Source organism: Dokdonella sp. GW821-FHT11D02 (assembly GCF_058808595.1).
Map to the genome: position 1 here is coordinate 2811003 of NZ_CM179520.1, position 23337 is coordinate 2834339.

Below are 23337 nucleotides of genomic sequence, written 5' to 3' on the forward strand. Positions count from 1 at the left end.
TGCGCCGTCCGCAGCAAGGAATTCCGGCATGACGCCGATTCACAGCAAGCTCGACCCGCGCAGCCCCGATTTCGCCGACAACGCCGCGCATCTGCGCACGGCGGTCGACGACTTGCGCGCCGTGCTCGCCCGCACCGCGCTCGGCGGCGGCGACAAGGCGCGTGCCAAGCACACCGAACGCGGCAAGCTGCTGCCGCGCGAACGCATCCGCGCCCTGCTCGATCCGGGTTCGCCCTTCCTCGAACTGTCGCCGCTGGCCGCGCACGGCATGTACGAGGACGCCGCGCCCTGCGCCGGCCTGATCGCCGGGATCGGCCGCGTGCACGGTGGTGAGGTGCTGGTCATCGCCAACGACGCCACCGTCAAGGGCGGCACCTATTTTCCGATGACGGTGAAGAAGCATCTGCGCGCGCAAGAGATCGCGCTCGAGAATCGCTTGCCGTGCGTCTATCTGGTCGATTCGGGCGGCGCCTTCCTGCCGCTGCAGGACGAAGTGTTTCCCGATCGCGATCACTTCGGCCGCATCTTCTACAACCAGGCGCGCATGAGCGCGCTCGGCATTCCGCAGATCGCGGTGGTGATGGGTTCGTGTACCGCCGGCGGCGCCTACGTGCCGGCGATGAGCGATGAGACCATCATCGTCAAGGAGCAAGGCACGATCTTCCTCGGCGGTCCGCCGCTGGTGAAGGCGGCGACCGGCGAAGTGGTCGACGCCGAGACGCTCGGCGGCGCCGATGTGCACACCTCGATCTCCGGCGTGGCCGATCATTTCGCCGAGAACGACGCGCACGCGCTCGCCATCGCGCGCGACATCGTCGCCAGCCTGAATCGCAAGAAAGCCGTCGCGCTGGCGCTGCGCGCACCGGTCGAACCGAAATACGCGAGCGAAGAGCTGTACGGCTGCGTGCCGGCCGATACGCGCAAGCCGTTCGACATCCGCGAAGTGATCGCGCGCATCGTCGACGGCTCGGAGCTGCAGGAATTCAAGGCGCGCTACGGCAAGACCCTGGTCTGCGGTTTCGCCCACATCCACGGCTACCCGGTCGGCATCGTCGCCAACAACGGCATCCTGTTCGCGGAATCGGCGCTGAAAGGCGCGCATTTCATCGAACTGTGCAACCAGCGTAACGTGCCGCTGGTATTCCTGCAGAACATCACCGGCTTCATGGTCGGCAAGAAATACGAACAAGCCGGCATCGCCAAGGACGGCGCCAAGATGGTCACCGCGGTCGCCTGCTCGCACGTGCCCAAGTTCACCGTGGTCATCGGCGGCAGCTTCGGCGCCGGCAACTATGCGATGTGCGGCCGCGGCTACCAGCCGCGCTTCCTGTGGATGTGGCCGAACGCGCGCATCAGCGTGATGGGCGGCGAGCAAGCCGCCAGCGTGCTGGCGACGGTGCGGCGCGACGGTCTCGAATCCGCCGGCAAGTCGTGGTCGAAGGACGAGGAAGAAACCTTCAAGACGCCGATCCGCGAGCAGTACGAGCGCCAAGGTCATCCCTACTACGCCAGCGCGCGTCTGTGGGACGACGGCATCATCGATCCAGCCGATACGCGCCGCGTTCTCGGCCTCGCGATTTCGGCGACCCTGAACGCGCCGATCGAAGCGGGTCGCTTCGGCGTGTTTCGGATGTAGTGCGATCGTCCTGATCGCTGCGATTCTGCAGGCGATTGCTCTGCCTGCAGGAACGAAGGCTTCGGAAAGATCACCCGCTGCCATCCACGGCCGCACTTCTCTCGGGTATGTATTGCGATCGTCCTTGATCGCTGCGATCTTGCCGGCGATTGCTCTACCTGCAGGGGCTATGACTTTGGAACGTCCAACCGCGGCCGTCCATGGCCGCACTTCTCTCGGGTATGTATTGCGATCGTCCTTGATCGCTGCGATCTTGCCGGCGATTGCTCTGCCGGCACGGGCTATGACTTCGGAACGTCCAACCGCGGCCGTCCATGGCCGCACTTCTCATAAAAGACTGAACAGGGACGGATCATGATCGTCGGCATCGACCTCGGTACTACGAATTCGCTGATCGGCGCCTTCGTCGACGGCGAGCCGCGCCTGTTCCCCAACGCGCTCGGCGAATTGTTGACGCCGTCGGCGGTCAGCATCGACGACAACGGCGAGTTCATCCTCGGGCAGGCCGCGCGCGAGCGTCTGGCGACGCATCCCGAGCGCAGCGTGGCGACCTTCAAGCGCTGGATGGGCAGCGCGCGCGAGACGCAGCTGGGCGCGCGCGGCTTCCGCCCGGAAGAACTGTCGGCGCTGCTGCTGCGTTCGCTTCTGGCCGACGCCGAAGCCGCGCTCGGTCACAAGATCGAGGAAGCGGTGATCAGCGTCCCGGCCTATTTCTCCGACACCCAGCGCAAGGCCACGCGCACGGCCGGCGAACTCGCCGGCATCCGCGTCGAACGGTTGATCAACGAACCGACTGCGGCAGCGCTCGCCTACGGTTTGCAGGAGCGGCGCGAAGGCAGCCGTTTTCTCGTGCTCGATCTCGGCGGCGGCACCTTCGACGTGTCGATTCTGGAATTGTTCGACGGCGTGGTCGAAGTGCACGCGAGCGCCGGCGACAATTTCCTCGGCGGCGAGGATTTCCTCGAACTCCTGACGAGCACCTGCCGCGCCGATCTCGGCATCGACGCGCGCTCGCTGTCGGCCGCGGAGATGGGCCAGCTGCGCCACCGGCTCGAACGCGTCAAGCGCGAGCTCAGCGCAAACGCGCGCGTGCGGCTGGAAGTGCGCGTCGGCGGCAAGGAAGCGCCGTGGGAAATCGACGAAGCGCGTTTCGAGCGGCTCGCCGAGCGTCTGATCCAGCGCATGCGCACGCCGCTCGAACGTGCGATGCGCGACGCGCGTCTGCAGCCGGCGCAGCTCGACGAGATCGTGCTGGTCGGCGGCGCCAGCCGCATGCCGCTGGTCGCGCGCATGGTCTCGCGCATGTTCGGCCGCTTGCCGTTGCGCCACGTCAACCCGGACGAAGCGATCGCGCGCGGCGCGGCGGTCGCGGCGGGACTGAAAGCGCGCGACGCGCGCCTCGAAGAAGTGATCCTGACCGACGTCTGCCCGTACACGCTCGGCACCGAGGTGTCGCGCCAGCACGAAGACGGCGAGCATCACGCCGGCTTCTTCCATCCGATCATCCAACGCAACAGTACCGTGCCGGTCAGCCGCGAGGACACGTTCTATCCGGTGCGCGAGAAGCAGACCAAGCTGTCGATCGACGTCTATCAGGGTGAGAATCCACTGGTCGCGCGCAACGTCAAGCTCGGCGAGCTGGTGCTCGAGCTGCCGCCGAACGTGCCCAGTCACGAAAACGGCATCAAGGTGCGCTTCACCTACGACGTCAACGGCGTGCTGCAGGTCGAAGCGACCGTGCTCGCCAGCGGCAAAACCTACGAACTGGTGCTGGAACAGAATCCCGGGCTGTTGAGCCCGGAAGAGATCCGCACGCGCCTGGCGGCCTTGGCCGACCTCAAGATCCATCCGCGCGACAAGCAGGAGAACATCGCGGTGCTGGCGCGCGCGGAACGTCTGTACGAGGAACATCTGCGTGAACGGCCGGCCTTGCAGCAGTGGATCGGCGATTTCCAGGCCGTGCTCGCGAGCCAGGACGAGCAGCGCATCGGCGAGCTGCGCCGCAATCTGGAACAAGCGCTGGAACGTCTGGAAGCCGGCGGCTGAGGTGTCGACGCCGCTGACCCGCCTGGGCCTGCGCCCCGATGCCGACGAGCGCAGCGTCAAGCGCGCCTACGCATTGCGTTTGCGCCAGGTACGTCCGGATGTCGACCCGATCGGCTTCCAGCACCTCAACGAAACCTATCAGGACGCGCTCGAATGGCTGCGCCGGCGCGACGCCGGCGATGCGCCGCCGCTGATTTCCTATCACGAAGAGCTGCGTTTCGAGCGCACCGAAGTCGAGCAACCAGCCGAAGCGCCCGCGCCGCCGGTTGTGCCCGAGACGCCGGCACTGGAACTGAGCTGGGCGCAGACGCCCGATCCCACGCCGACACCGCCGAATTTGGCGCAGCCGGTCGAGATCGGTTGGGACCGTGAAACGCAACCGAACACCTCGTCCAGAGCTTTGCCCGAGCTGGGCGCGTCGCCGCGCATCGCGTTCGATTTCGACGCGTTCTTTCACGCGCTGGCGGAACAGGCGTCGCACGGCGACGCCGACGCCCTGCGCGACTGGCTGCATCGGCAGCCGCCGCTGTGGTCGCTGGCGATCAAGGCGGCGACCGCGCGCGAGCTGATGCCGGCTTTGTACCGGTGGGCGCCGCCGCTGCCGGACCGCGGTCTCGATGTGATCTTGGCCTTCTTCGATCTCGATCATGTGCTGTCGGGACAGAACGTGCTGCAGCTGGGCGTGTTGCGCCGGCGCTTGCACATGGAGTGGCTGCTGCAGCAACGCGACACGCGCGAGCTGAATGCCTTGCTGCGCGCCACGCAGCCGCCGGTTTCTCTCGAGGCGGAGCGGCTGCGTGCGCTGGTGTCCGGACCGTTCCGATGGTTCGCCGTGTTGTGGAACGCGCTGCCGCCGGGCCGGCCGACCGAAGTCGCGAACTTCGTGCGACAGCTCGAGGACGCACGCATCGAGACACTGCCGCCGCGGTTCGACCGCTGGCGCCTGGTGTTCTGGCGGCGCGCCGGCGATCGCACGCGCCTCCGCTTCGCGCGCATCGCGGTCACTGCCGCGCGTTTCGCCTTCGCTCTGCTGCTCGGCGTGCTGATCGACAGCGCCCTGTACCTCTCCGGCGAATCGCCGTTGATGACGCGCTTGGTCGCCTACGCCTGCGTCGGCGGCGTGATGTACTACCTCGGTATCGCCTTGATGCAGTGGCAAGGTGCCGCGCAGAGCGACGATCGCCCCGGCCTGCCCGCTTGGTGGCGTCTGGCCTTCGTTCCGCTGTTGGCGATCGTCGCGGTCGCGGTGCATCAATTCGATGTGTCGGGTGGTCGCAGCGGCAATCCGACCTGGATCACGCCGGCCGCGGCCGGCGTGGCCAGCCTCGCCGCCGTCGTCGCGTTCTTGCGCTACCGGCGCCGCGCCGGATTGAACACCTTCGGCTGGCTGAGCGGTTTCGTGGGCTGGCGCCTGATCTTCCTCGTGCCCTTGCTGAAAGCGATGGTGCTGCTGTTGGCCGGCAGTGCCGTGTATGCCGAAATCCCGGCGGCGATCGCGGTCGCGTTATGGTCGGCTGATCTGTGGCGTCAGCGCGGGAATCTGCGCGCTTCGTTGTTCGGAGTCGCCCTCAGCGAGCGCTGAGCGACGCGATCATCTCGCACGGGCCGCAAAGACCCGAAGCGCCAGCCACGCCGATCTGTCATCGCCGCGTCAATTAAGTTTCATGCAGGCTCTCTAGTGTGACGCCGTTCGCGCACGGCGCTCCAGCCGCGCGCTTCAACGGGTCGGTCGAATGTCATCTCTCGCTCTTGCACGCGTTCTCGCGCTCGGTGCAGCTCTCTTGGCTGCGCCTTTCTTCGTCGGCGGCGACGCCGTCGCCAACACGCCGCAGGCGACCCTGCCGCCCGCCTCGCTCGCGGTCAGCAAGCAGCTCGGTGTACCGCCGGCCGGTGTCACCGATCTGAAGTTCCGCGAGCTGTTCAAGCTGCCGGTCGGCCCGAAAGGTCTCGAACCGACCGAGAAGCTGAGCGGCCTCGACGGCAAGCGCGTGCGCATCGTCGGCTACATGGTGCAGCAGGAGCCGCCCATCGCCGGCGGCTTCATCCTGTCGCCGCTGCCGGTGGTCGCCGGCGACGCCGACGACGCCTATGCCGACGACATTCCGGCCAGCGCGATCTTCGTCAGCTTGCCGAAGGAAAAAAGCGCGGTCATTCCGCCGCTGGCCGGACTGATCCAGCTCACCGGCACCTTGCGCGCCGGTGCGCGCGAGATGCCCGGCGCCGGGCGCGTCGCGCCGGCCGTGCTCGAACTCGACCGCGAACCGGAACGTGTCCTGCTGCGCCACGCGAAGACGACGGCGAAGTCGTCGAGCAAGACGCGCTGAGCGTTCCCTTCTCCCATTCCGAATCACCAGCAGGAGTTATTCCGATGCGCGTTCCGCAACTTCTCCGCAAGACGCTACCGACGCTGATACTGGCCACGTTAGGCAGCGTCTCCCTCGACGCCTACGCCGCTAAAGTGTCGCGGCTGACGCCGCCGAGCGAACTGTTCTCTTCCGGCGAAGAGAGCCCGGTCATCGCGCGTTTCCTGCCCGGACAGATGTTCGACCTGCAGGCGACGGTGCAGCCGGATGCGAACCAGACCGTCACCAGCTTCACCTTCTACGTCGACGGCAACTACGTCTACGGGCGCGAGAACGGCCGCACCAGCCTGGTCACCGAAACCGGCCCGGCGGAAACCTGCATCGATGCGGCCACCGGCAAGACCAAGGGCGCTTCCGGCTGCAAGCTGGTCGCCGGACTGCCGGCCAACGCCGCCGTGGGTTCGCTGCGCGGCTACTCCAACGGCCGCGCCGGCGTGCACGAGCTGAAAGTGATCGCGCGCCAGAGCGACGGCCAGCAGATCACGGCGGTCGGCAACTTCGAAGTGGTCGGCGTCGACGCGACCAGCGGCAAGGCGGCCAAGAACATCATCGTGATGCTCGGCGACGGCATGGGCGCAGCGCATCGCACGGCCGGCCGCATCATGGCCAAGGGCTACGCGCAGGGTAAGGCGAAGGGCAAGCTGACGATGGACACCTTCCCCTACACCGGGATGGTGATGACCGCGTCGCTGAACTCGATCGTGACCGACTCGGCGCCGGGCATGCAGAACTACGTCACCGGCAACAAGGCCAACAACAACGAAGAAGGCGTGTTCCCGGACGATACGCTGGACGCGTTCGACAACCCGCGCGTCGAGTACCTGTCCGAATACCTGCACAACCTGCAAGGCAAGGCGCTCGGCGTGGTCACCACCGCCGACGTGTTCGACGCGACGCCGGCTTCCAACGGCGTCCACACCAGCGCGCGCGGCAACGGCACCGGCATCGTCGACCAGTTCCTCGACGACCGTCACCTGACCGGCCTCAGCGTGCTGATGGGCGGCGGCCGCAAGTGGTTCCTGCCGAACGAATCCAACAGCGTCAGCCCGCAGCCGGCGAACGGCTCGCAGCGGCGCAAGGCGAACGACTACGTGATGGCGCCCGACATCGTCGCCGGCTGGGGCGCCAGCGCCGGCAAGCTCGATCCGGAGCGCGATCTGATCGCCGACTTCCAGAGCGCCGGCTTCGCCTACGCCCCGGACAAGACCACGCTCGATGAGGTGATCAGCCGCGGCAACACCAAGCAGCTCCTCGGCCTGTTCTCCTATTCGAACATGAACGTCGCCTACGACAAGATCGCCGGCCGCCGCGGCGACCGCACCGTGGTCGACGCGTTCGGCTTCCCCGACCAGCCGATGCTGGACGAGATGACCGACGCCGCGCTGAAGGTGCTGTCGCGGAATCCGAACGGCTTCGTCGCGATGATCGAAGGCGCTTCGATCGACAAGCAGGCGCACCTGATGGACAGCGACCGCTGGCCGCTGGAAGTGATCGAGTTCGATCGCGCCATCGCGGTGGCCAAGGCCTTCGCCGAGAAGAACCCCGACACGCTGGTCATCGTCACCGCCGACCACGAGTGCTCGGGCGCCGCGATCATCGGCGCTTCGGTCAAGACCGCCGTCGAGCTGCAGTCCAATCCGGCGCTCGGCAAAGACGCCGTCGGTGTCTACGAAGCGGCCAAGTTCCCCAAGTACACGATCGCCGAAGACGGCTATCCGACCACCACCAACGTCGACCGCAAGATGCTGATCGGCTACGGCGCGAACGCGGACCGCTACGAGACCTGGCTGCCGAACGCGTTCCCGACCAAGGACACGCAGCAGCCGTTCCCGCCGTCGCAGTCGCCGGAGAATCCGAGCCTGCGCAACAAGGACGTCGGCTTCCTCGTGGTCGGCCAGGTCGCCGGCGACCAGGCCGTGCACACCGGCACCGACATCCCGCTGTCTGCCTTCGGCCGCGGCGCCAGTCTGTTCCATGGTGTGTTCGACAACACCGAAGTGATGTTCAAGATCGGCCAAGCGGCGGTCGGCGGCGTCGAATAAGCCGTCCCGTCCAGCAGTCGCTTTGCGAAACTCCCGCCTCGCGCGGGAGTTTCGTCATTTGGGGCGGACTTTCGGGCGAATTGAGGCGCGGCGCCGCTGCGATCGACTCTGCTAGGCTCGGGCCATCGGCCTCGCCCAGTTGGAGTCGCCCATGAACCGTGCGTTGCCTGCCCCCGACGCCTACGCCTACCCGCTGCTGGTCAAGCAGTTGTGGAGCGCGCCGCTGCGGCGCTTCGCCGAGCAGGAAATCGTCTATCGCGAACTGCGGCGTTTCAGCTATCGCGAGCTGCGCGAACGTGTCGGTCGGCTGGCCTCGTCGCTCGCCGCTCTCGAGGTCGGCTTCGGCGACACCGTCGGCGTGATGGATTGGGACAGCCACCGCTATCTCGAAAGCTTCTACGCGGTGCCGATGATGGGCGCGGTCCTGCTCACGGTGAACGTGCGTCTGTCGCCCGAGCAGATTCTCTACACGATCAATCACGCCGGTGCGAAGGTGCTGCTGGTCAACAGCGATTTCCTGCCGCTGTTGCGCGAGATCGCGCCGCGCTTGCAGACGGTCGAGCGCTTGATCTGGATCAGCGACGACGGCCAGCCGCTGCCATCGGACACAGGCTTCGCCGGCGAATACGAGGACCTGCTCGCGGCCGCCGCGGCGGACTACGCCTTCGCCGATTTCGACGAGAACACGCGCGCGACCACGTTCTACACCACCGGCACCACCGGCGCGCCGAAGGGCGTGTTCTTCAGCCATCGCCAGCTCGTGCTGCACACGCTCGCGGCGACCGCCGCCTTCGCCAGCCCGGCCGACGGCCAGCGCTTCCACAGCGGCGACGTCTACATGCCGATCACGCCGATGTTCCACGTGCACGCGTGGGGGATCCCGTTCGTCGCGTTGCAGCTCGGCGTCAAACAGGTCTATCCGGGCCGCTACCTGCCCGACGCGCTGCTCGACCTGATCGCACGCGAAAAAGTCACCTTCTCGCACTGCGTGCCGACCATCCTGCAGATGCTGCTGTCCGCGCCGAAGGCGCGCGAAGTCGATCTCAGCCGCTGGAAGGCGGTGATCGGCGGCGCGCCGATGCCGCCCGGACTCGCGCGCAGCGCACGCGAGCGCGGCATCGACGTGTTCAGCGGCTACGGCATGTCGGAAACCTGCCCGGTGCTGGCGCTGGCGCAGGTGCATCCGTCGCAGGGTCCGCTGTCGGACGAAGAGGAGCTGCGCCTGCGCTGCAAGAGCGGCGCGCCGATTCCGCTGGTCGACCTGCGCGTCGTCGACGGCGAGCTCGGCGACGTCGCCGACGACGACCGCAGCACCGGCGAAGTCGTCGCGCGCGCGCCGTGGCTGACGCAAGGCTATCTTGCCGATGCGAACGGCTCGGCCGCCTTGTGGCAAGGCGGCTGGCTGCACACGCAGGACATCGGCTACTACGAGCGCGGCTATCTGAAGATCACCGATCGCATCAAAGACGTGATCAAGACCGGCGGCGAATGGATCTCCTCGGTGCAGATCGAAGATCTGATTTCGCAACATCCGGCGGTGCTCGAAGCCGCCGTGTTCGCGGTCAGGGACGAGCGCTGGGGCGAACGCCCGCTCGCCTTGGTGGTCGCGCGCGCCGGTCACGCCGCGAGCGAGGACGAGTTGCGCGAGCATCTGTTGCGCCTCAGCGCGGACGGCGTGATTTCGCGCTACGCGGTACCGGCGCGCGTGCTGGTGGTCGAGACGATCGAGAAGACCAGCGTCGGCAAGCTGGACAAGAAACTCCTGCGCGAGAAGTACGCCGACGCCGGCTGAGCCGGCGAGCTCGGACGCCGGTCGCAGCTTCGGCGCGAACGCCTCTCGCCGGCGCGAGACTTGCGTCTATCATCGTTCGGCGTGACCACTCCCTTCGAACTTCTCGGACTCGACGACGACGCGGACGAACGAGCGATCAAACGCGCGTACGCGGCGCGCTTGCGCCAGACGCGGCCCGACAACGACCCGGCCGGCTTCCAGCGATTGAACGAAGCGTATCGCGCGGCCCTGGCCTGGCTGCGTGGCGACTACGCCGAAGAAGAGCGGCTGTACGCGCCGATCAGCGCGGATGTTTCCGCGCACTTGCATCGACAGACCGAATCGCCCGACCTCGAGGCCACCGAACCGGCCACGGAGAATCCGGCCGCGCAGGTTCCCTGGCAGACCCAATCGCTCGATCCCGCGGGGATCGATGCGACACCGAAAACTCCAGCCGCGCACATTCCCTGGCAGACCGAATCGTTCGATCGCGATACGGCCGAGCCGACACCGCGGACCGCGGCCGCACACGTCCCCTGGCAGGACGAGTTCTTCGAGTCCGAGCCGTCCAATGCGATCCGCCTGCCCGCGGATGCTGCGCAAGCGATCGTCGATTTCCCTGCGTTCTTCGTCGAGCTGAGCGACTGCGCGGCGAACGGAGACGCGGCGGCATTGCGCGAATGGCTGGCGCGCCGGCCCGACTTGTTCGCCTTGCAAACCAAGGCCGCCGTCGGACGCCTGACCTTGGCCGCGCTGTTCGAGCACAGCCCGGCGATGCCCGTACACTGCGCCGAGGCGGTGCTCGCGTTCTTCGACTTGGATCAGGTGCACGCCGAGGTCGATCCGCTGCAGTGGCGGGCTTTGTGCGCGTACATGGAGCAGCGCTGGTACTTCGAAGAACGCGAACGCTACCGCTCGCGGCCGCCGCTCGACGTCGCGGCACGATTCGAACAGGCCGGCTTCGCCGCCTTGCTCGCCGACTTCGCGCGGCCGTTTCGCTGGACATCCGCGCTGTCGCACGCCTTGCTGCCGATGCGGCCGCGCCGGATCGCCGCGTTCCTGCGCAGTCTCGATCCAGCTCAAGCGCAGCAGCTGTCCGAGCGCGGCTGCCAGCGTCATCTGCTTTTTTGGCGCCGGGCCGGCGATCAGGAACGCATCTCGCTCGCGCGCACGGCGATCGGCGCTGCGCGCTGCGCCGTGCTGATCGCCGTCTGCGCCGTGCTGTTCGGCCCGTTGGCGTGGAAGAGCGGAGACTCGCTGCGGAATTTCTTGCTGCAGATTTCGCTCGCCGTGCTCGCTCCGTGGGCGATCTATCTCCTCTGGAGCGGCATCGGCAAGTGGCAGGGCCGCGCGCAGAACGAACAAAGCGGGCCTGCCGCCTGGTGGCGGCTCGGCTTCATTCCCTTGATGACTGCGGGTGCACTGGTCGCGCAGCTGCTGACGACCGCGGCAGCCACCGGCGGGCGCATGGCGATGGTCTGGCGCACCGTCTCGGTGCTGCTGTTCATCGTCGCCAACGTGTTCGCGCTCGAACGTTATGTCAGGCGGATTTTGATGGAGACGCGCAGCGACCGTTATTTCTGGTTCGTGCTCGCATTCGGCCTCGTCAGCGTAACAGCCGCCTTGCTGCACAAGCTGCCGCCCTTGGCCTTCTTCGTCTTGGTTCCGATGACCTTGTGGAGTGTGGATCTGTGGGTCCACCGCGGTTCGCTGCCGCGCCGGCAGCGGTCGCGTTGAGCCGGGGATCTCGCGCGTTCGATCGCGACGATCAATCGTGCTGATCAATCGGCCGCGCCGGCGAACGCGATGCCCGGTTCGCTCATCAGCACCAACTCTTCGGCGGCGGTCGGATGGATCGCCACGGTGCCGTCGAAATCGGCCTTGCGTGCGCCGACTTTCACCGCAACGGCGAAACCCTGCAGGATTTCGTCGACACCGGCGCCGACCAGATGCACGCCGACCACGCGCGCGTCGTCGCCGACGCAGACCAGCTTCATGAAAGTGCGGCGTTCGCGTTCGGCCAGCGCGGCCAGCATCGGGCGGAAACGCGTGCGGTAGACGCGCACCGAATCGCCGTAACGCCGGCGCGCCTCCTGCTCGCTCAAACCCACCGTGGCCAGCGGCGGATGCGCGAACACCACCGTCGGCACGTTGGCGGAGTCGAGCTTGGCTTGCGCATCGCCGCCGAATACGCGATCGGCCAGCTTGCGGCCGGCGGCGATCGCGACCGGCGTCAAGGCGATGCCGCCGGTGACGTCGCCGACCGCGTGCACGCCGGCGACGGCGGTGTTCTGCCACGAGTCGACCACGATGTGACCTTGCGCGTCGAGCTCGACGCCGATCTCGCGCAAACCCAGCCCTGCCGTGTTCGGGTGCCGTCCGACCGCCCAGATCAGCTCGTCGAAGCCGCGCACGACTTCGCCGCCGGCGAGGGTGAGCGCGTAACCGTCCGCTTCGCGTCGCACGCTCTCGACCTCGCAGCGCAAGCGCAGATCGATGCCGTCGTCGCGCATCGCCGCCGCGAGTACGTCGGTCGATTCGTGATCGAACTCGCGCAGCACGCGGCCCTTGCGCACGAACAGGCTGGTTTCCGCGCCGAGGCTGTGCAGCACGCCGGCCAGCTCGACCGCGATGTAGCCGCCGCCGACGATCGCGACTCGGCGTGGCGCCGTGCGCAGCGCGAAGAAGCCGTCCGAATCGATGCCGTGTTCGGCGCCGGGGATGGACGGCCGCGACGGCCGCGCGCCGGTCGCGATCAATACGTGCTTAGCGCTCAGTTCGCGCGCTCTGGCGAGAACGCGGTCGGGCGCGAGCAGGCTTGCGCGCGCGGCGATCAGCTCGACGCCGACCTCGGCGAAGCGGCGCCGATAGCTCGCGTGGATATTCTCGATGTAGCGCTCGCGACGACCGACGAACGTATTCCAATCCAGCGTCGCTGCTGGCGCGGAAAAGCCGACCTCGCGCGCGATCCGTTGAATATGCGCCAGCTCGGCCGCCAGCCACATCGCCTTCTTCGGCACGCAACCGACATTGACGCAGGTGCCGCCGAGCGCGCCCGCTTCGACCACCGCCACGCGCGCACCGTGCAGCGCCGCGCGCACCGCCGTGGCGATGCCGCCGGAGCCGGCGCCGAGTACGACCAAGTCGAATGAGTGTGCGTCCACGCGGCCGTCCTTGCGATCGTCGGAAAGGGAATCGTCCGACTGTAGCGTACGGACCGGCGTTCCGAGCCGTGGCTGGCAAGACCGCCGCGGCTCGCCGCCGCGACCGCGGCGGCGCCACCATAACGATGCCGCTCAGGCCGGCGCGGGAGCGCGACGGGCTAGCGCAACCCCCGCTCCGAGGAAGCCACACCGACTCATACTCTCGTTTGTTAACGGTGCAAATATTTCGTTATTCATCAATTGCTTAATGCGTATTTCGTGAGTAAGTTCACAGGCGGCGGAACGACCCGCCCACTACCCTCCTCGTCCCCTGAAGCGGAGTACGCAGCACCATGGCCATCTTCAACCAGCCCTCGCCGAAGAAAGAAACGCCCGCCTACACGCCCGAGCCGCTGCCGGTTGCGCCGAAGGAGACGGCGCCGGTGGTCGACTACGTGCCCGCTCCGGCTTACCGCAGCGAACGCAGCGAAGCGAAGGAGTCCTTGATCGCCTCCGACATCGCGATCGAAGGCAAGATCGAAGGCGCCGGCCACGTGCGCATCGCCGGACGCTTCAAGGGCGACGTCAACGTGCAGGGCGATCTGAGCATCGAGAAGGACGCCAAGGTCGCCGGCGGCGTGCGCGCGAAGAAGGTCATCGTCGCCGGTGAACTCGAAGGCAACATCGATTCGGCAGCGCAAGTCGAGCTGCAGCAGAGCGGCGTCCTCATCGGCGATCTCAAAGCCGGCTCGCTGACCGTCGCCGCCGGTTCGCGCATGCGCGGTCAAGTCGAATTCGGCTGGGACGAGAAGAGCGCCAAGGCCGGTCGCAACGGCGCGGAGAACGGCGCCGCGTCGTGACCGCACAGCGAGCGCGCGTCACCGGCGTCTGTCCGCACTGCAAGGCGACCATCCTCGCCAGTGCGGACGTTTGTCCGTCGTGCCAGCACCATCTTCGTTTCAGTGCGGCCACCGGGAAGCGCCGGACTTCGTCCGCACTGCGCGTCGAGGGCACCTTGGAGCAGCCGTCCAAAGGCGGCTTCTCCGAGTATTCGATGGTGCTCTCGATCCGCAACGAGCGTGGCGAGGAAATCGATCGCAAGCTGGTCGGCGTCGGCGCGATCCGGCCCGGCGAGCGGCGTACGTTCGCGTTGTCGGTCGAGCTGACGCAGGACGTCGAGTGAAGACTCGACGTCTCGCGTTTCCGGCACCGCACACACGCCGCTGAGCCGTCTGCTTGAAGGGCACGTCATCTCCGCGAACGCGGAGGTCGGCTTCAGCTTTCCCGATCGGAGTCGAGAGCGGGATGACGGCAACGGGCGCGCAAGACGCGCGCCCTTCGATTACTTCGCCACCACGGACGAGGCTGCCGCAATCGGCAGCGACAACGCGCTCGGTCGCGCCGCGTCGTGATAGAGCTTGACCGTGACCTTGCGCGCGTCCTTGCCCGATTCCTCCGCTACTACGCCGCCGGCGTTGTAGTTCTTCTCGGCGTACATCGAATTGATCGGAGCGATCGCCAGGCGCAGGCGGCTGCCCTTGGCGATGCGGCGCGCGACGAAGGTGAAGGTGTCGAAGTCGTAGCGCTCGATCGCGCCCGGCTTGACCAGCTGCGCCTCGCGTTGGCTCTTGCGATAGCGCGCGCGGATCGCGTCGCCGGCGAGGAAGACCACGCTGCCGTCCGGCTTCACTTCGTACACCGACACGCCGATGTCGGTATCGGGCTGGTCGAGTTCGATCCAGGCCGACAGCTTGAAGAAGCCGGCGAGATCGGTGTCCGCGGCGAACGCCGGCGTGTGATAGAACAAGGCCTTGCCGCCGGCCAGCAGTGCGCCGCGCTGGTCGGTGAGCGCGTTCTCCGACTCCTCCACTTCCCACGCCGCCGAACTGGTGTCGAGCGGATCGTAGACGTAGCGATCGGGCTGGCCGCGGCCGGGTCGATCGCGTTGCAGCTCGCCCGAAGCGAACACGTCGTTGGCGCGCGCGGCGACCGAATCGAGATGCCAGGTCTCGCGCTTGGCGGTCACTGATTGCAGGTTCGGCGCGTAACGCCAGGCTTCTTCGCCGTTGACGTAGAAGGCGACCTTATCCTTGAGGAACTCCGGCTTGGCGCCGTCCTTCATGGTCCAGTCGTACCAGGCCTTGTGCAGGGCGTTCATGTCGAGCAGCGAGGCCGGCCCGAATTTCAGACCGGCCACTTCCGCCTTCGGCGTGCGCGTACCGGCGTGATCCCACGGGCCGATGATCAGGTAGTGCTTGGCCTTCGCCGCGTCCGAGCCGTAGCGCATGTGCTGGTCGTAGAACGCGAGCGCGCCGGGCTGGTCGCCGTCGTAGTGGCCGGTGATGCTGAGGATCGGCAGGCTCAGTTTGGCGAACTGTTCGGAGGTCGGGTTGTAGCTGTCCCAATACGCATCCTGCAGCGGGTGCGAGATCCAGGTCTGGAAGTGCGGCGAGGGATTGCCGACGTAGCGATCGAGTTCCTTGAACGGCGCCTGCGCCTCGTACCAGCGGCGAAACTGCGTGCCCCAGAAGCTACCGTCGCCGAAGATCTTTTCCTGCCCGGCGCGGCCGCTGACCAGGGTCAGCCACTGCGTGTCGTAGGAATAGAACATGTTGTGCGCCATCGGATAGTCGACGCCGGGCATGGGCGATGCGACCGGCACGATGGTCGCCAGATGCGGCGGGAATTCCTTCGCGCTGGCCCACTGGTCGTAGCCGGCGTAGGAACCGCCCCACATGGTGATCTTGCCGTTGCAGTAGGGCTGCTGCGCCAGCCATTCGATCACGTCGTGACCGTCTTTGGCTTCCTGCAACAGCGGCGTGAACTCGCCCTCGGAATTGCCGCGGCCGCGCACGTCGACGGTGAGGAACACGTAGCCGTTGGCGGCGAAGTACATGCCGCGATCGTGGTAACTCTGCGCGATGTAGGGCGTCAGCGTGAACACACATGGCAGCGGCTGCGCTTGCTCGCGTGGCTTGTACAAGGTGGCGTTGAGATGGACGCCGTCGCGCAGCGGAATCTTGACGCCCCATTGGAACTGCACCTCGGCGGCGGGCGGCTCGGCTTTGCTGTCTTTCCCCAAGGCCGGCGCGCCGATCAGCAGAGCGGCAAACGCCAATCCGACAGCCAGTGTGTATCGCATGCGATTCCTCGACGATCCGCCGATGCGGCGGGCGGGTTACTTTGCCGGCACCGACGAGGGCGAGGCAAGCGGCATGCGCAGCACGCTGGGGTGCTGCGCGTCGTGATAGAGCGTAACTGTGACCGTGCGCGCATCCTTGCCCGATTCCTCGGCGATCACGCCGCCCGTGTTGTAGTTCTTCTGGTAGGCCATCGAATTGACCGGCGCCAGCACCAGACGCAAACGGCTGCCCTGGCTCAAGCGTCGCGCGATGAAACTGAAGCGCTCGAAGTCGTAGCGCGACACCGCGCCGGGCGGCACCAGGGTCTGCTCGCGCAGGCTCGTACGATGGCGCGCGCGCAGCTGGTCCCGGCTCAGCAGCACGCTGCTCCCGTCCGGCTTGATCTGATGGATGGTCGCGATGAAATCGGTATCGGGCCGGTCCAGCGCGATGAACGCCGACAGCGCGAAGAAGCCGGCGATGTCGGTGTCTTGTTGCAGCGGCGGCGTGTGATAAACCAGCTGCTTGCCGGCCGCGGCCAATATGCGGCGCTGGTCGACATAGGGCGCAAACGCCGGATCGAAGCGGTCGGACGACGCTTCGTAATCGAGCGGACTCAGGTCGAGCGGATCGTAGACGTAGCGATCCGGCTTGCCGCTGCCGTGCTGGTCCGCGCGCAAGCTTCCGGCGTGGAAGACGTCGTCGGCGCGGCCGTCCGAGTCGAGGTACCAGTCGCGCGTCGTCGCTGTTGCGGCTGCGAGGCTCGGCGCGTAGCGCCAGGCTTCTTCCCCCGAGACATAGAACGCGACCTTGTCTTTCAGGAATTCCGGCTTGGCGCCGCCCTTCAAGGTCCAGTCGTACCAGGCCTTGTGCAGCGCGTTCATGTCGATCAGCGCGGCCGGGCCGAAATGCAAACCGCCGACGTCGGCGTGCGGTTCCTGAGTACCGAAATGGTCGGACGGACCGATCACCAGATAGTGCCGTGCCTTGCCCTGCTCTGGCCCGTAGCGCAGATGGTCGCGATAGAACGACAAGGCACCGGCCTGATTGCCGTCGTAGTGACCGGTGACCGACAGGATCGGCAGGCTCATCTGCGCGTATTGCTGCGGTGTCGGATGGAACGCATCCCAGTACGCGTCGCGCAAGGGATGCGCGATCCACTGCTGAAACGTCGGCGAAGGATGGCCGAGATAACTGTCGAGTTCCTTGAACGGCGCATGCGCCTCGTACCAGCGGCGGAACTGCGGCACCCAGAACTTGCTGTCGGCGAAGATATCGCTTTGATCGGCGCGGCCGTCGACCAGGGTCAGCCAGCGCATGGCGTAGGTGTAGAACAAACCGCTGCCGACCGGAAAATCGAGGCCCGGACCGACCGCGACCACCGGTGCGATCGCGCTCAGATGCGGCGGCAGCTCTTTCGCCGTCGCCCATTGCGTGTAGCCGACGTAGGACGCGCCGTACATCGCGACCTTGCCGTTGCAGTAGCTCTGCCGCGCCAGCCATTCGACGATGTCGTGGCCGTCCTTCGCCTCCTGCAACAGCGGCGTGAATTCGCCTTGCGAGTTGCCGCGGCCGCGCACGTCGACGGTCAGGAACACGTAGCCGTTGGCGGCGAAGTAAGTCCCTTTGTCGTGATAGCTCTGCGCGATGTAGGGCGTCAGCGTGAACAGGCACGGCAGCGGCTCTGCTTGCTCGCGCGGCCGGTACAACGTGGCGGCGAGTTCGACGCCGTCGCGCATCGGAATGCGCACGCCCCACTGGAACGCGACCGCCGCTTCCGCTTCCGATGCCGCGTGCGCTGCGCGCAGGCCGATCGGACTGCTCCATGCGAATGCGAGCGCCAGCGCGCGACCCAGGTATCCCATGCGCATCCCCCTTCGAGCTAGCGACCGAACCGCGCCGCCGCAAACGGTGCCAGGTCGAACGACGGTGACTTGCCGACGATCACCTCGCTGACCAAGAGACCGGTGATCGCGGACAAGCTGACGCCGAGCATGCCATGCCCGGTCGCCAGCAGCAGATTCTCGCAAGCAGGCGCGCGGCCGAGCATGGGCAGATCGTCAGGGGTCATCGGCCGCCAGCCGTACCACTCCTCGACTACGCTCGCCCCCTCCGGCTCGCGCAGGAATTCGGCCGCGCCGCGCCGCAGCGCATCGAGCCGCGTGCGATTGAGGCTGCTGTCGTAGCCGGCGAACTCCATCGTGCTGCCCAGGCGATAGCCCGAGCCCCACGCCGTCACGCACACGCTGCGCTCTTTCAGGGTCAGCGGAATGCGTGGGCACAGGTCGGGCCGCGCATAGGTGATCGAATAGCCCTTGCCGGGCTGGATCGGCAGGCGCAGGCCGAGCTGGCGTGCGAACGGCGGCGACCACGCGCCGAGCGCGAGCACCACCTCGCGCCCCTCGAACTCGCCTTGCGTCGTCGCGACACGCGTGATGCGTGCGCCTTCGCGCACGCAGCCGTCGATGCGCGCACCTTCCATCAGCACGGCGCCGCGCGCACGCACGCTGCGCGCGAGCTCGGCCACGTAGCGATCCGGCCGCAGCTGCGCATCGCCGGGGTTGTACAGCGCGCCGGCCACGCCCGGCTTGAGCGCGGGTTCGCGCGCGAGCGTGGCGTTCGCATCGAGCGCGTCGACGCGGATACCGAGTTCGGCCAAGAGCGGCAGCGAGCGCTGCGCCTGCTCGAAGTTGTGCGCGTCGCGGAATACATTCATGGTGCCGAGCGCTTCGAATTCGCAGTCGAGACCCTGCTCGCGCACCAGAGCTTCGATCAGCTCGCGCGAACGCACCAGCAACGGTGCCTTGACCCGCGTCGCGCGTTCGAAATCGCGCGGATTGCAGCGCGCGGCGAAGCCGAGCAGCCAGCGCAGCAGCGCCGGATCCAGGCGCGGCTTGATGCGCAGCGGCGCGTCCGGCTTGAGCAGCCAGCGCAGCGCGGTGCCGACCATGCCCGGCTGCGCCAGCGGCGCGGCGTGGCTCGGCGTCAGCGTGCCGCAGTTGCCGTGCGAGCTGCCGCTGCCGATGCGGCCTTGTTCGAGCACGGTCACGCTGCGTCCGGCGGCGAGCAGGTAGTGTGCGCAAGCGAGGCCGATCACGCCGCCGCCGAGAATCAGCACGTCCGTTCGCTTTGAAGTCATCTGGCGATTGTACGGGCTCGTCCGCCGAGCCGAACCCCGCCGGGCGCCCGCCCGCGTTACAGGCTCTACTCCACCCGTGACGGCCCGCGCCCGTTTGCCGTACCCTCTGGCGGATATGGGGGCCGAAAAGACCGATGAGGAACTGATGCTCGCTTACGCCGGAGGCGACCTGCTCGCTTTCGAGATGCTCTACCGGCGCCACCGCGGCATGTTGTACCGCTTCCTGCTGCGCAACCTGCGTCAGCGCGCCGATGCCGACGAACTGTTCCAGGACACCTGGAGCCGTCTGATCGCCGCGCGCGAGCGTTACCGGCCGGAAGCGAAGTTCACCACCTGGCTGCTGCAGATCGCGCACAACCTCGTGGTCGATCGCTTCCGGCGCCAGCGCCCGCAAGCGTCGAGCGAGGAAACTGAAGCTGTGCTGCGCACGCTGGACGCGCCCGAATCGGAACAGCCCGAGCGCGCCTTGAGCGAATTCGAACAGCGCCGCCGGCTGCAGATCGCACTGGAAGAACTGCCCGAAGAACAGCGCGTCGCGTTTCTGCTGCGCATCGAAGGCGGCCTCGGCCTGGAAGAGATCGGCGAAATCACCGGCGCCGGCCGCGAAACGGTGAAGTCGCGCCTGCGCTATGCGCTGGCGCGCATCCGCGCGAGATTTTCGACGTGAACGCACGCCGCCCCGACGACGACCTCGAGCGCTTGCTCGCCGACGACGGCGGCGAGCTCGGCGCGTTGTACCGGCGCTTGCCGCGATTGGATCCGCCGCGGCGGCTCGATCGCAGCGTGCTCGCCGAAGCGGCGCGCGCGGTGCACGGCACGCGGCCGCGGCGGCAACGCTGGCTGGTCGGTTTCGGTTCCGCGGCGGGCTTGGTGCTGGCGGCCGGAATCGCCTGGCACGCCGGACATGAAGGCCTGCGTCAGCAGGAACATGGCGCGCCGCACAGCGCACCGAACGTGGTGCCGGTGCAGCCGATCGACGCGCCGGCGCGCCGCCACGAAAGCGCGCCGGCCGCCGATGCGGTCGCGCCGATGCCCGCCGCGCCGCAATCCGCGCCGGCTGAACCGAAAGCGCGCGTGAACAAACCGGCGGCAGAGAAAAACGCCCCATCCATGCGCCGCGCGCCGGCTCCGGCGGCTCCGCCGCCGCCTGCTGCGGTCGCGGCGCCGCCGCTCGAGCCGGACAGCGCGCCGGCCGCACAACCTGCCGCGGCGCCGTTCGCCGGTGAACAGGAGGCGGCGGCGAATGCCTCTGTTTCCGCAGACACCGCCGCGCGCGCCGCCGCGTCTTCGAAGCAGGCCGCGCAGGACGAAGCCTCGCCCAAATACGAACGCTCCGCGGGCACGCCAGCTCTCTCCAGCTCAGCCGAACTGCGCCGCGACACCCAGCTCGCGCCGGAAGCCTGGCTCGCGCGCATCGAGCAACTGCTGCACCAAGGCCGCCGTCAGCAGGCGATCGAGAGCCTGCAGCTGTTCCGCCGCGCCCATCCGGACTGGCAGCTGTCGCCCGAGTTGCGCGCGCTCGAACCATGACGGCAGCGTCGCAGACCTTGGACGGTGACGCGCGCCTGCAGCAGGAAATCAAGAAAAGCCGCTTCCTCGCCCACGCCGCACCGATCGACGACGCCGCCGCGGCACTCGTCTTCGTCGCGCGCGTCAGCGTGCGCGAGGCGACGCACAATTGCTGGGCTTATCGATTCGGCACCCACTATCGCTTCAACGACGACGGCGAACCGGGCGGCAGTGCCGGCCGCCCGATCCTGGCCGCGATCGAAGGCCAGCGGCTGGACCGCGTCGCGGTGGTGGTCACGCGCTGGTTCGGCGGGGTCAAGCTCGGCGTCGGCGGGCTGGTGCGCGCGTATGGTGGCTGCGCGGCGGAATGCCTGCGCCTGGCGGCGAAGCGCCCGTTGGTGGAACGCGTCACGATACGCGTACGCTGCGATTTCGCCAGCGCCGCGAGCCTGCATACTCGCCTGCGCGAGTTCGCCGCGGTCAAGCTGGGCGAGCGTGCCGCCGCCGACGGCGCCGAATTGGAACTGGAGCTGCCGCGCGAACGCGTCGCAGCGTTGACCGTGCTGCTGCGCGATTTGTCGCGTGGCCGCGCTATCGTCGAGGCCGACACTTGAACCGACCCGCCCCTACCCGCAACTCGAACCGTCTTTTGCCGGCTGCGCCCCGATGACCCTCGCCGCAAGCAACGAGAAATCCGCCGAGCCGCCGCGCCGCCTGCGCTATCTGACGCGCCTGTTTCCGTACCTCAAGCCGTATCGCGGCCTCGTCGCCGGCTGGCTCGGCTTCCTCGCCGTCTCCTCGACCGCCACGCTGACTCTGCCGCAAGCGGTGCGCGTGATGATCGACAACGGCTTCACCCAGGCCAACGCGGCCGCGATCAATGCGAGCTTCCTCGGCTTGTTCGGCGTCGCCGCAGTGCTCGCGGTGGCGACGGCGGGGCGCTTCTTCTTCATCAGCTTCTTGAGCGAGCGCGTCGCCGCCGACCTGCGCCGGCGCTTGTACGACCATCTGCTGACCTTGGACCAGGCGTTCTTCGAGCGCACCCGCAGCGGCGAGCTGGTTTCGCGCCTGGCCGCCGACACCGAGCTGGTGCAGACGGTGGTCGGCTCGACGCTTTCGGTGTCCGTGCGCGGCGTCGTCACCCTGGTCGGCGGCGCCATCGCGATGGTCGCGACCAGCCCGCGCCTGGCCGGCTTCACCGCGCTGGTGATTCCGGCGGTGATCCTGCCGATCGTCATATTCGGCCGCCGCGTGACCGACCTCGCGCGCGAAAGTCAGGACCGCATCGCCGAGACCTCGGCGACCGCCAGCGAAGCGCTCAACGCGATGCACACCGTGCAGGCCTACACGCGCGAACCGCGCGAATCGGCGCGCTACGCCGACGCGGTCGCGCGCGCTCTCGCTGCCGCGAAGAAGCGCATCGCGATGACCGGCACACTGACCGCGATGGTGATCCTGTTGACCTTCGGTGCGATCACCTCGGTGCTGTGGGCCGGCGCGCAGGCGGTCATCGGCGGCAGCATGGCGGCCGGCGTGCTGAGCCAGTTCGTGCTGTACGCGGTGCTGGTGGCCGGCTCGGTCAGCGCGCTGACCGAAGTCTGGGGCGACATCCTGCGCGCGGCCGGCGCGCTCGGCCGCATCGGCGAGCTGCTCGACACGCGCACCGAAATCCGCTCGCCCGCCGCGCCGCACGTGCTGGCGCAGCCGGTGCGCGGAGCGATTCGCTTGGAGGGCGTGGAATTCCGTTATCCCTCGCGCCCCGATCGCGCCGCACTGCACGATTTCAACTTGACGGTCGAACCCGGCCAGACCGTCGCCCTGGTCGGACCTTCCGGCGCCGGCAAGAGCACGGTGTTCCAGCTGCTGTTGCGCTTCCACGAACCCCAGCACGGCCGCATCACGCTGGACGGCGTCGAACTCGGCGCGTTGGCGCTGCCCGATTTGCGCGGTGCGTTCGCGCTGGTGCCGCAAGATCCGGTGCTGTTCGGCGCCAGCGCGGCCGACAACATCGGCTACGGACGCGCCGACGCGACGCGCGAGCAGATTCTCGCCGCCGCGCGCGCGGCCGAGGCGCACGATTTCCTCGAAGCGCTGCCCGATCGCTACGACACCTACCTCGGCGAGCGCGGCGTGCGCTTGTCCGGCGGTCAGCAGCAGCGTGTGGCGATCGCGCGCGCGCTGCTGCGCGATGCGCCGGTGTTGCTGCTCGACGAGGCGACCTCGAGCCTGGATGCGCAGTCGGAGCATCTGGTGCAGCAGGCGCTCGAACGGCTGATGCGCGGCCGCACGACCCTGGTCATCGCCCACCGCCTCGCCACCGTGCAGCGCGCCGACCGTATCGTGGTGATGGAGGGCGGCCGCATCGTCGCGCAAGGTACGCATGCGGAACTGGTGCGTGAAGACGGTTTGTATGCGGAGTTGGCGCGCTTGCAGTTCGCGGCTTGATGCGACGCCTTTCCGCCTCTCCCGCTTGCGAGAGAGGTAACTGCGTCTGCTGCGAAACAAGCGTGCTACGTGAGGACGCTGCACGCCATGCGCTATCTTGCGAGCGTGACTGAATCTGATC

The 23337-nt window shown here is 67.6% G+C and carries 17 protein-coding genes; 13 read left to right on the top strand and 4 right to left on the bottom strand.

Translation table 11 applies throughout. The features are described 5' to 3' along the window. Positions 1-28: 28 nt before the first annotated feature. The 7 genes from AC3QL3_RS11865 to AC3QL3_RS11895 all read left to right on the top strand — a co-directional run bounded on the left by AC3QL3_RS11865 (position 29) and on the right by AC3QL3_RS11895 (position 11595). On the top strand, positions 29-1636 hold the full coding sequence (locus AC3QL3_RS11865) for a carboxyl transferase domain-containing protein (RefSeq protein ID WP_492893797.1): 1608 nt from the start codon (positions 29-31) through the stop codon (positions 1634-1636). 354 nt (positions 1637-1990) lie between these two features. After that, positions 1991-3682 (top strand): Hsp70 family protein, encoded by a 1692-nt coding sequence (locus AC3QL3_RS11870; RefSeq protein WP_492893799.1) that lies wholly within the window; start codon positions 1991-1993, stop codon positions 3680-3682. Position 3683: 1 nt separating this feature from the next. Beyond that, positions 3684-5264, top strand: a complete 1581-nt coding sequence (locus tag AC3QL3_RS11875; protein ID WP_492893801.1) for a hypothetical protein — start codon at positions 3684-3686, stop codon at positions 5262-5264. Between the two features lie 199 nt (positions 5265-5463). After that, complete coding sequence (locus AC3QL3_RS11880) at positions 5464-6006, top strand: hypothetical protein (RefSeq protein ID WP_492893803.1); 543 nt, start codon at positions 5464-5466, stop codon at positions 6004-6006. A gap of 44 nt (positions 6007-6050) precedes the next feature. After that, the gene (locus AC3QL3_RS11885; protein WP_492893805.1) at positions 6051-8087 is read left to right on the top strand and encodes an alkaline phosphatase; all 2037 of its coding nucleotides are present in this window, start codon (positions 6051-6053) and stop codon (positions 8085-8087) included. A gap of 151 nt (positions 8088-8238) precedes the next feature. After that, positions 8239-9879, top strand: coding sequence for a fatty acid--CoA ligase (locus tag AC3QL3_RS11890; RefSeq protein ID WP_492893807.1), 1641 nt, complete (start codon positions 8239-8241; stop codon positions 9877-9879). Between the two features lie 60 nt (positions 9880-9939). After that, complete coding sequence (locus AC3QL3_RS11895; protein WP_492893809.1) at positions 9940-11595, top strand: hypothetical protein; 1656 nt, start codon at positions 9940-9942, stop codon at positions 11593-11595. 44 nt (positions 11596-11639) lie between these two features. Here the strand turns inward: AC3QL3_RS11895 and gorA are convergent, their stop codons facing one another. After that, positions 11640-13022 (bottom strand): glutathione-disulfide reductase, encoded by a 1383-nt coding sequence (gene gorA, locus AC3QL3_RS11900; RefSeq protein WP_492893811.1) that lies wholly within the window; start codon positions 13020-13022, stop codon positions 11640-11642. 332 nt (positions 13023-13354) lie between these two features. Here gorA and AC3QL3_RS11905 point away from each other — a divergent pair, with 332 nt between their 5' ends. After that, a complete protein-coding gene (locus tag AC3QL3_RS11905; RefSeq protein WP_492893813.1) occupies positions 13355-13861 on the top strand; it encodes a bactofilin family protein in 507 nt (168 codons plus the stop codon). Then, positions 13858-14184: a hypothetical protein gene (locus AC3QL3_RS11910; protein WP_492893815.1), complete on the top strand. Its 327-nt coding sequence runs from the start codon at positions 13858-13860 to the stop codon at positions 14182-14184. The genes AC3QL3_RS11905 and AC3QL3_RS11910 overlap by 4 nt, the downstream gene beginning before the upstream one ends. Before the next feature lie 159 nt (positions 14185-14343). Here AC3QL3_RS11910 and AC3QL3_RS11915 read toward each other — a convergent pair whose 3' ends face one another. From AC3QL3_RS11915 to AC3QL3_RS11925, 3 genes are read right to left on the bottom strand one after another with little or no spacing between them, the layout of a single operon-like run. Beyond that, the gene (locus AC3QL3_RS11915) at positions 14344-16143 is read right to left on the bottom strand and encodes a CocE/NonD family hydrolase (RefSeq protein WP_492893817.1); all 1800 of its coding nucleotides are present in this window, start codon (positions 16141-16143) and stop codon (positions 14344-14346) included. 36 nt (positions 16144-16179) lie between these two features. Further along, positions 16180-17988 (bottom strand): CocE/NonD family hydrolase, encoded by a 1809-nt coding sequence (locus AC3QL3_RS11920; protein ID WP_492893819.1) that lies wholly within the window; start codon positions 17986-17988, stop codon positions 16180-16182. Between the two features lie 17 nt (positions 17989-18005). After that, on the bottom strand, positions 18006-19262 hold the full coding sequence (locus AC3QL3_RS11925; RefSeq protein ID WP_492893821.1) for an NAD(P)/FAD-dependent oxidoreductase: 1257 nt from the start codon (positions 19260-19262) through the stop codon (positions 18006-18008). 145 nt (positions 19263-19407) lie between these two features. Between AC3QL3_RS11925 and AC3QL3_RS11930 the strand changes: the two genes are divergently transcribed. Genes AC3QL3_RS11930 through AC3QL3_RS11945 form a run of 4 tightly spaced genes read left to right on the top strand, consistent with a single transcriptional unit; the run spans position 19408 to position 23216 of the window. Continuing rightward, positions 19408-19929 (top strand): RNA polymerase sigma factor, encoded by a 522-nt coding sequence (locus tag AC3QL3_RS11930; RefSeq protein WP_492893823.1) that lies wholly within the window; start codon positions 19408-19410, stop codon positions 19927-19929. Continuing rightward, on the top strand, positions 19926-20792 hold the full coding sequence (locus tag AC3QL3_RS11935; RefSeq protein ID WP_492893825.1) for a hypothetical protein: 867 nt from the start codon (positions 19926-19928) through the stop codon (positions 20790-20792). The genes AC3QL3_RS11930 and AC3QL3_RS11935 overlap by 4 nt, the downstream gene beginning before the upstream one ends. Continuing rightward, entirely contained in the window at positions 20789-21385 is a 597-nt protein-coding gene (locus AC3QL3_RS11940) for an IMPACT family protein (protein WP_492893827.1), read from the top strand. The genes AC3QL3_RS11935 and AC3QL3_RS11940 overlap by 4 nt, the downstream gene beginning before the upstream one ends. A gap of 52 nt (positions 21386-21437) precedes the next feature. Further along, positions 21438-23216, top strand: coding sequence for an ABC transporter transmembrane domain-containing protein (locus AC3QL3_RS11945; RefSeq protein ID WP_492893829.1), 1779 nt, complete (start codon positions 21438-21440; stop codon positions 23214-23216). The last annotated feature ends 121 nt before the right edge of the window (positions 23217-23337 follow it).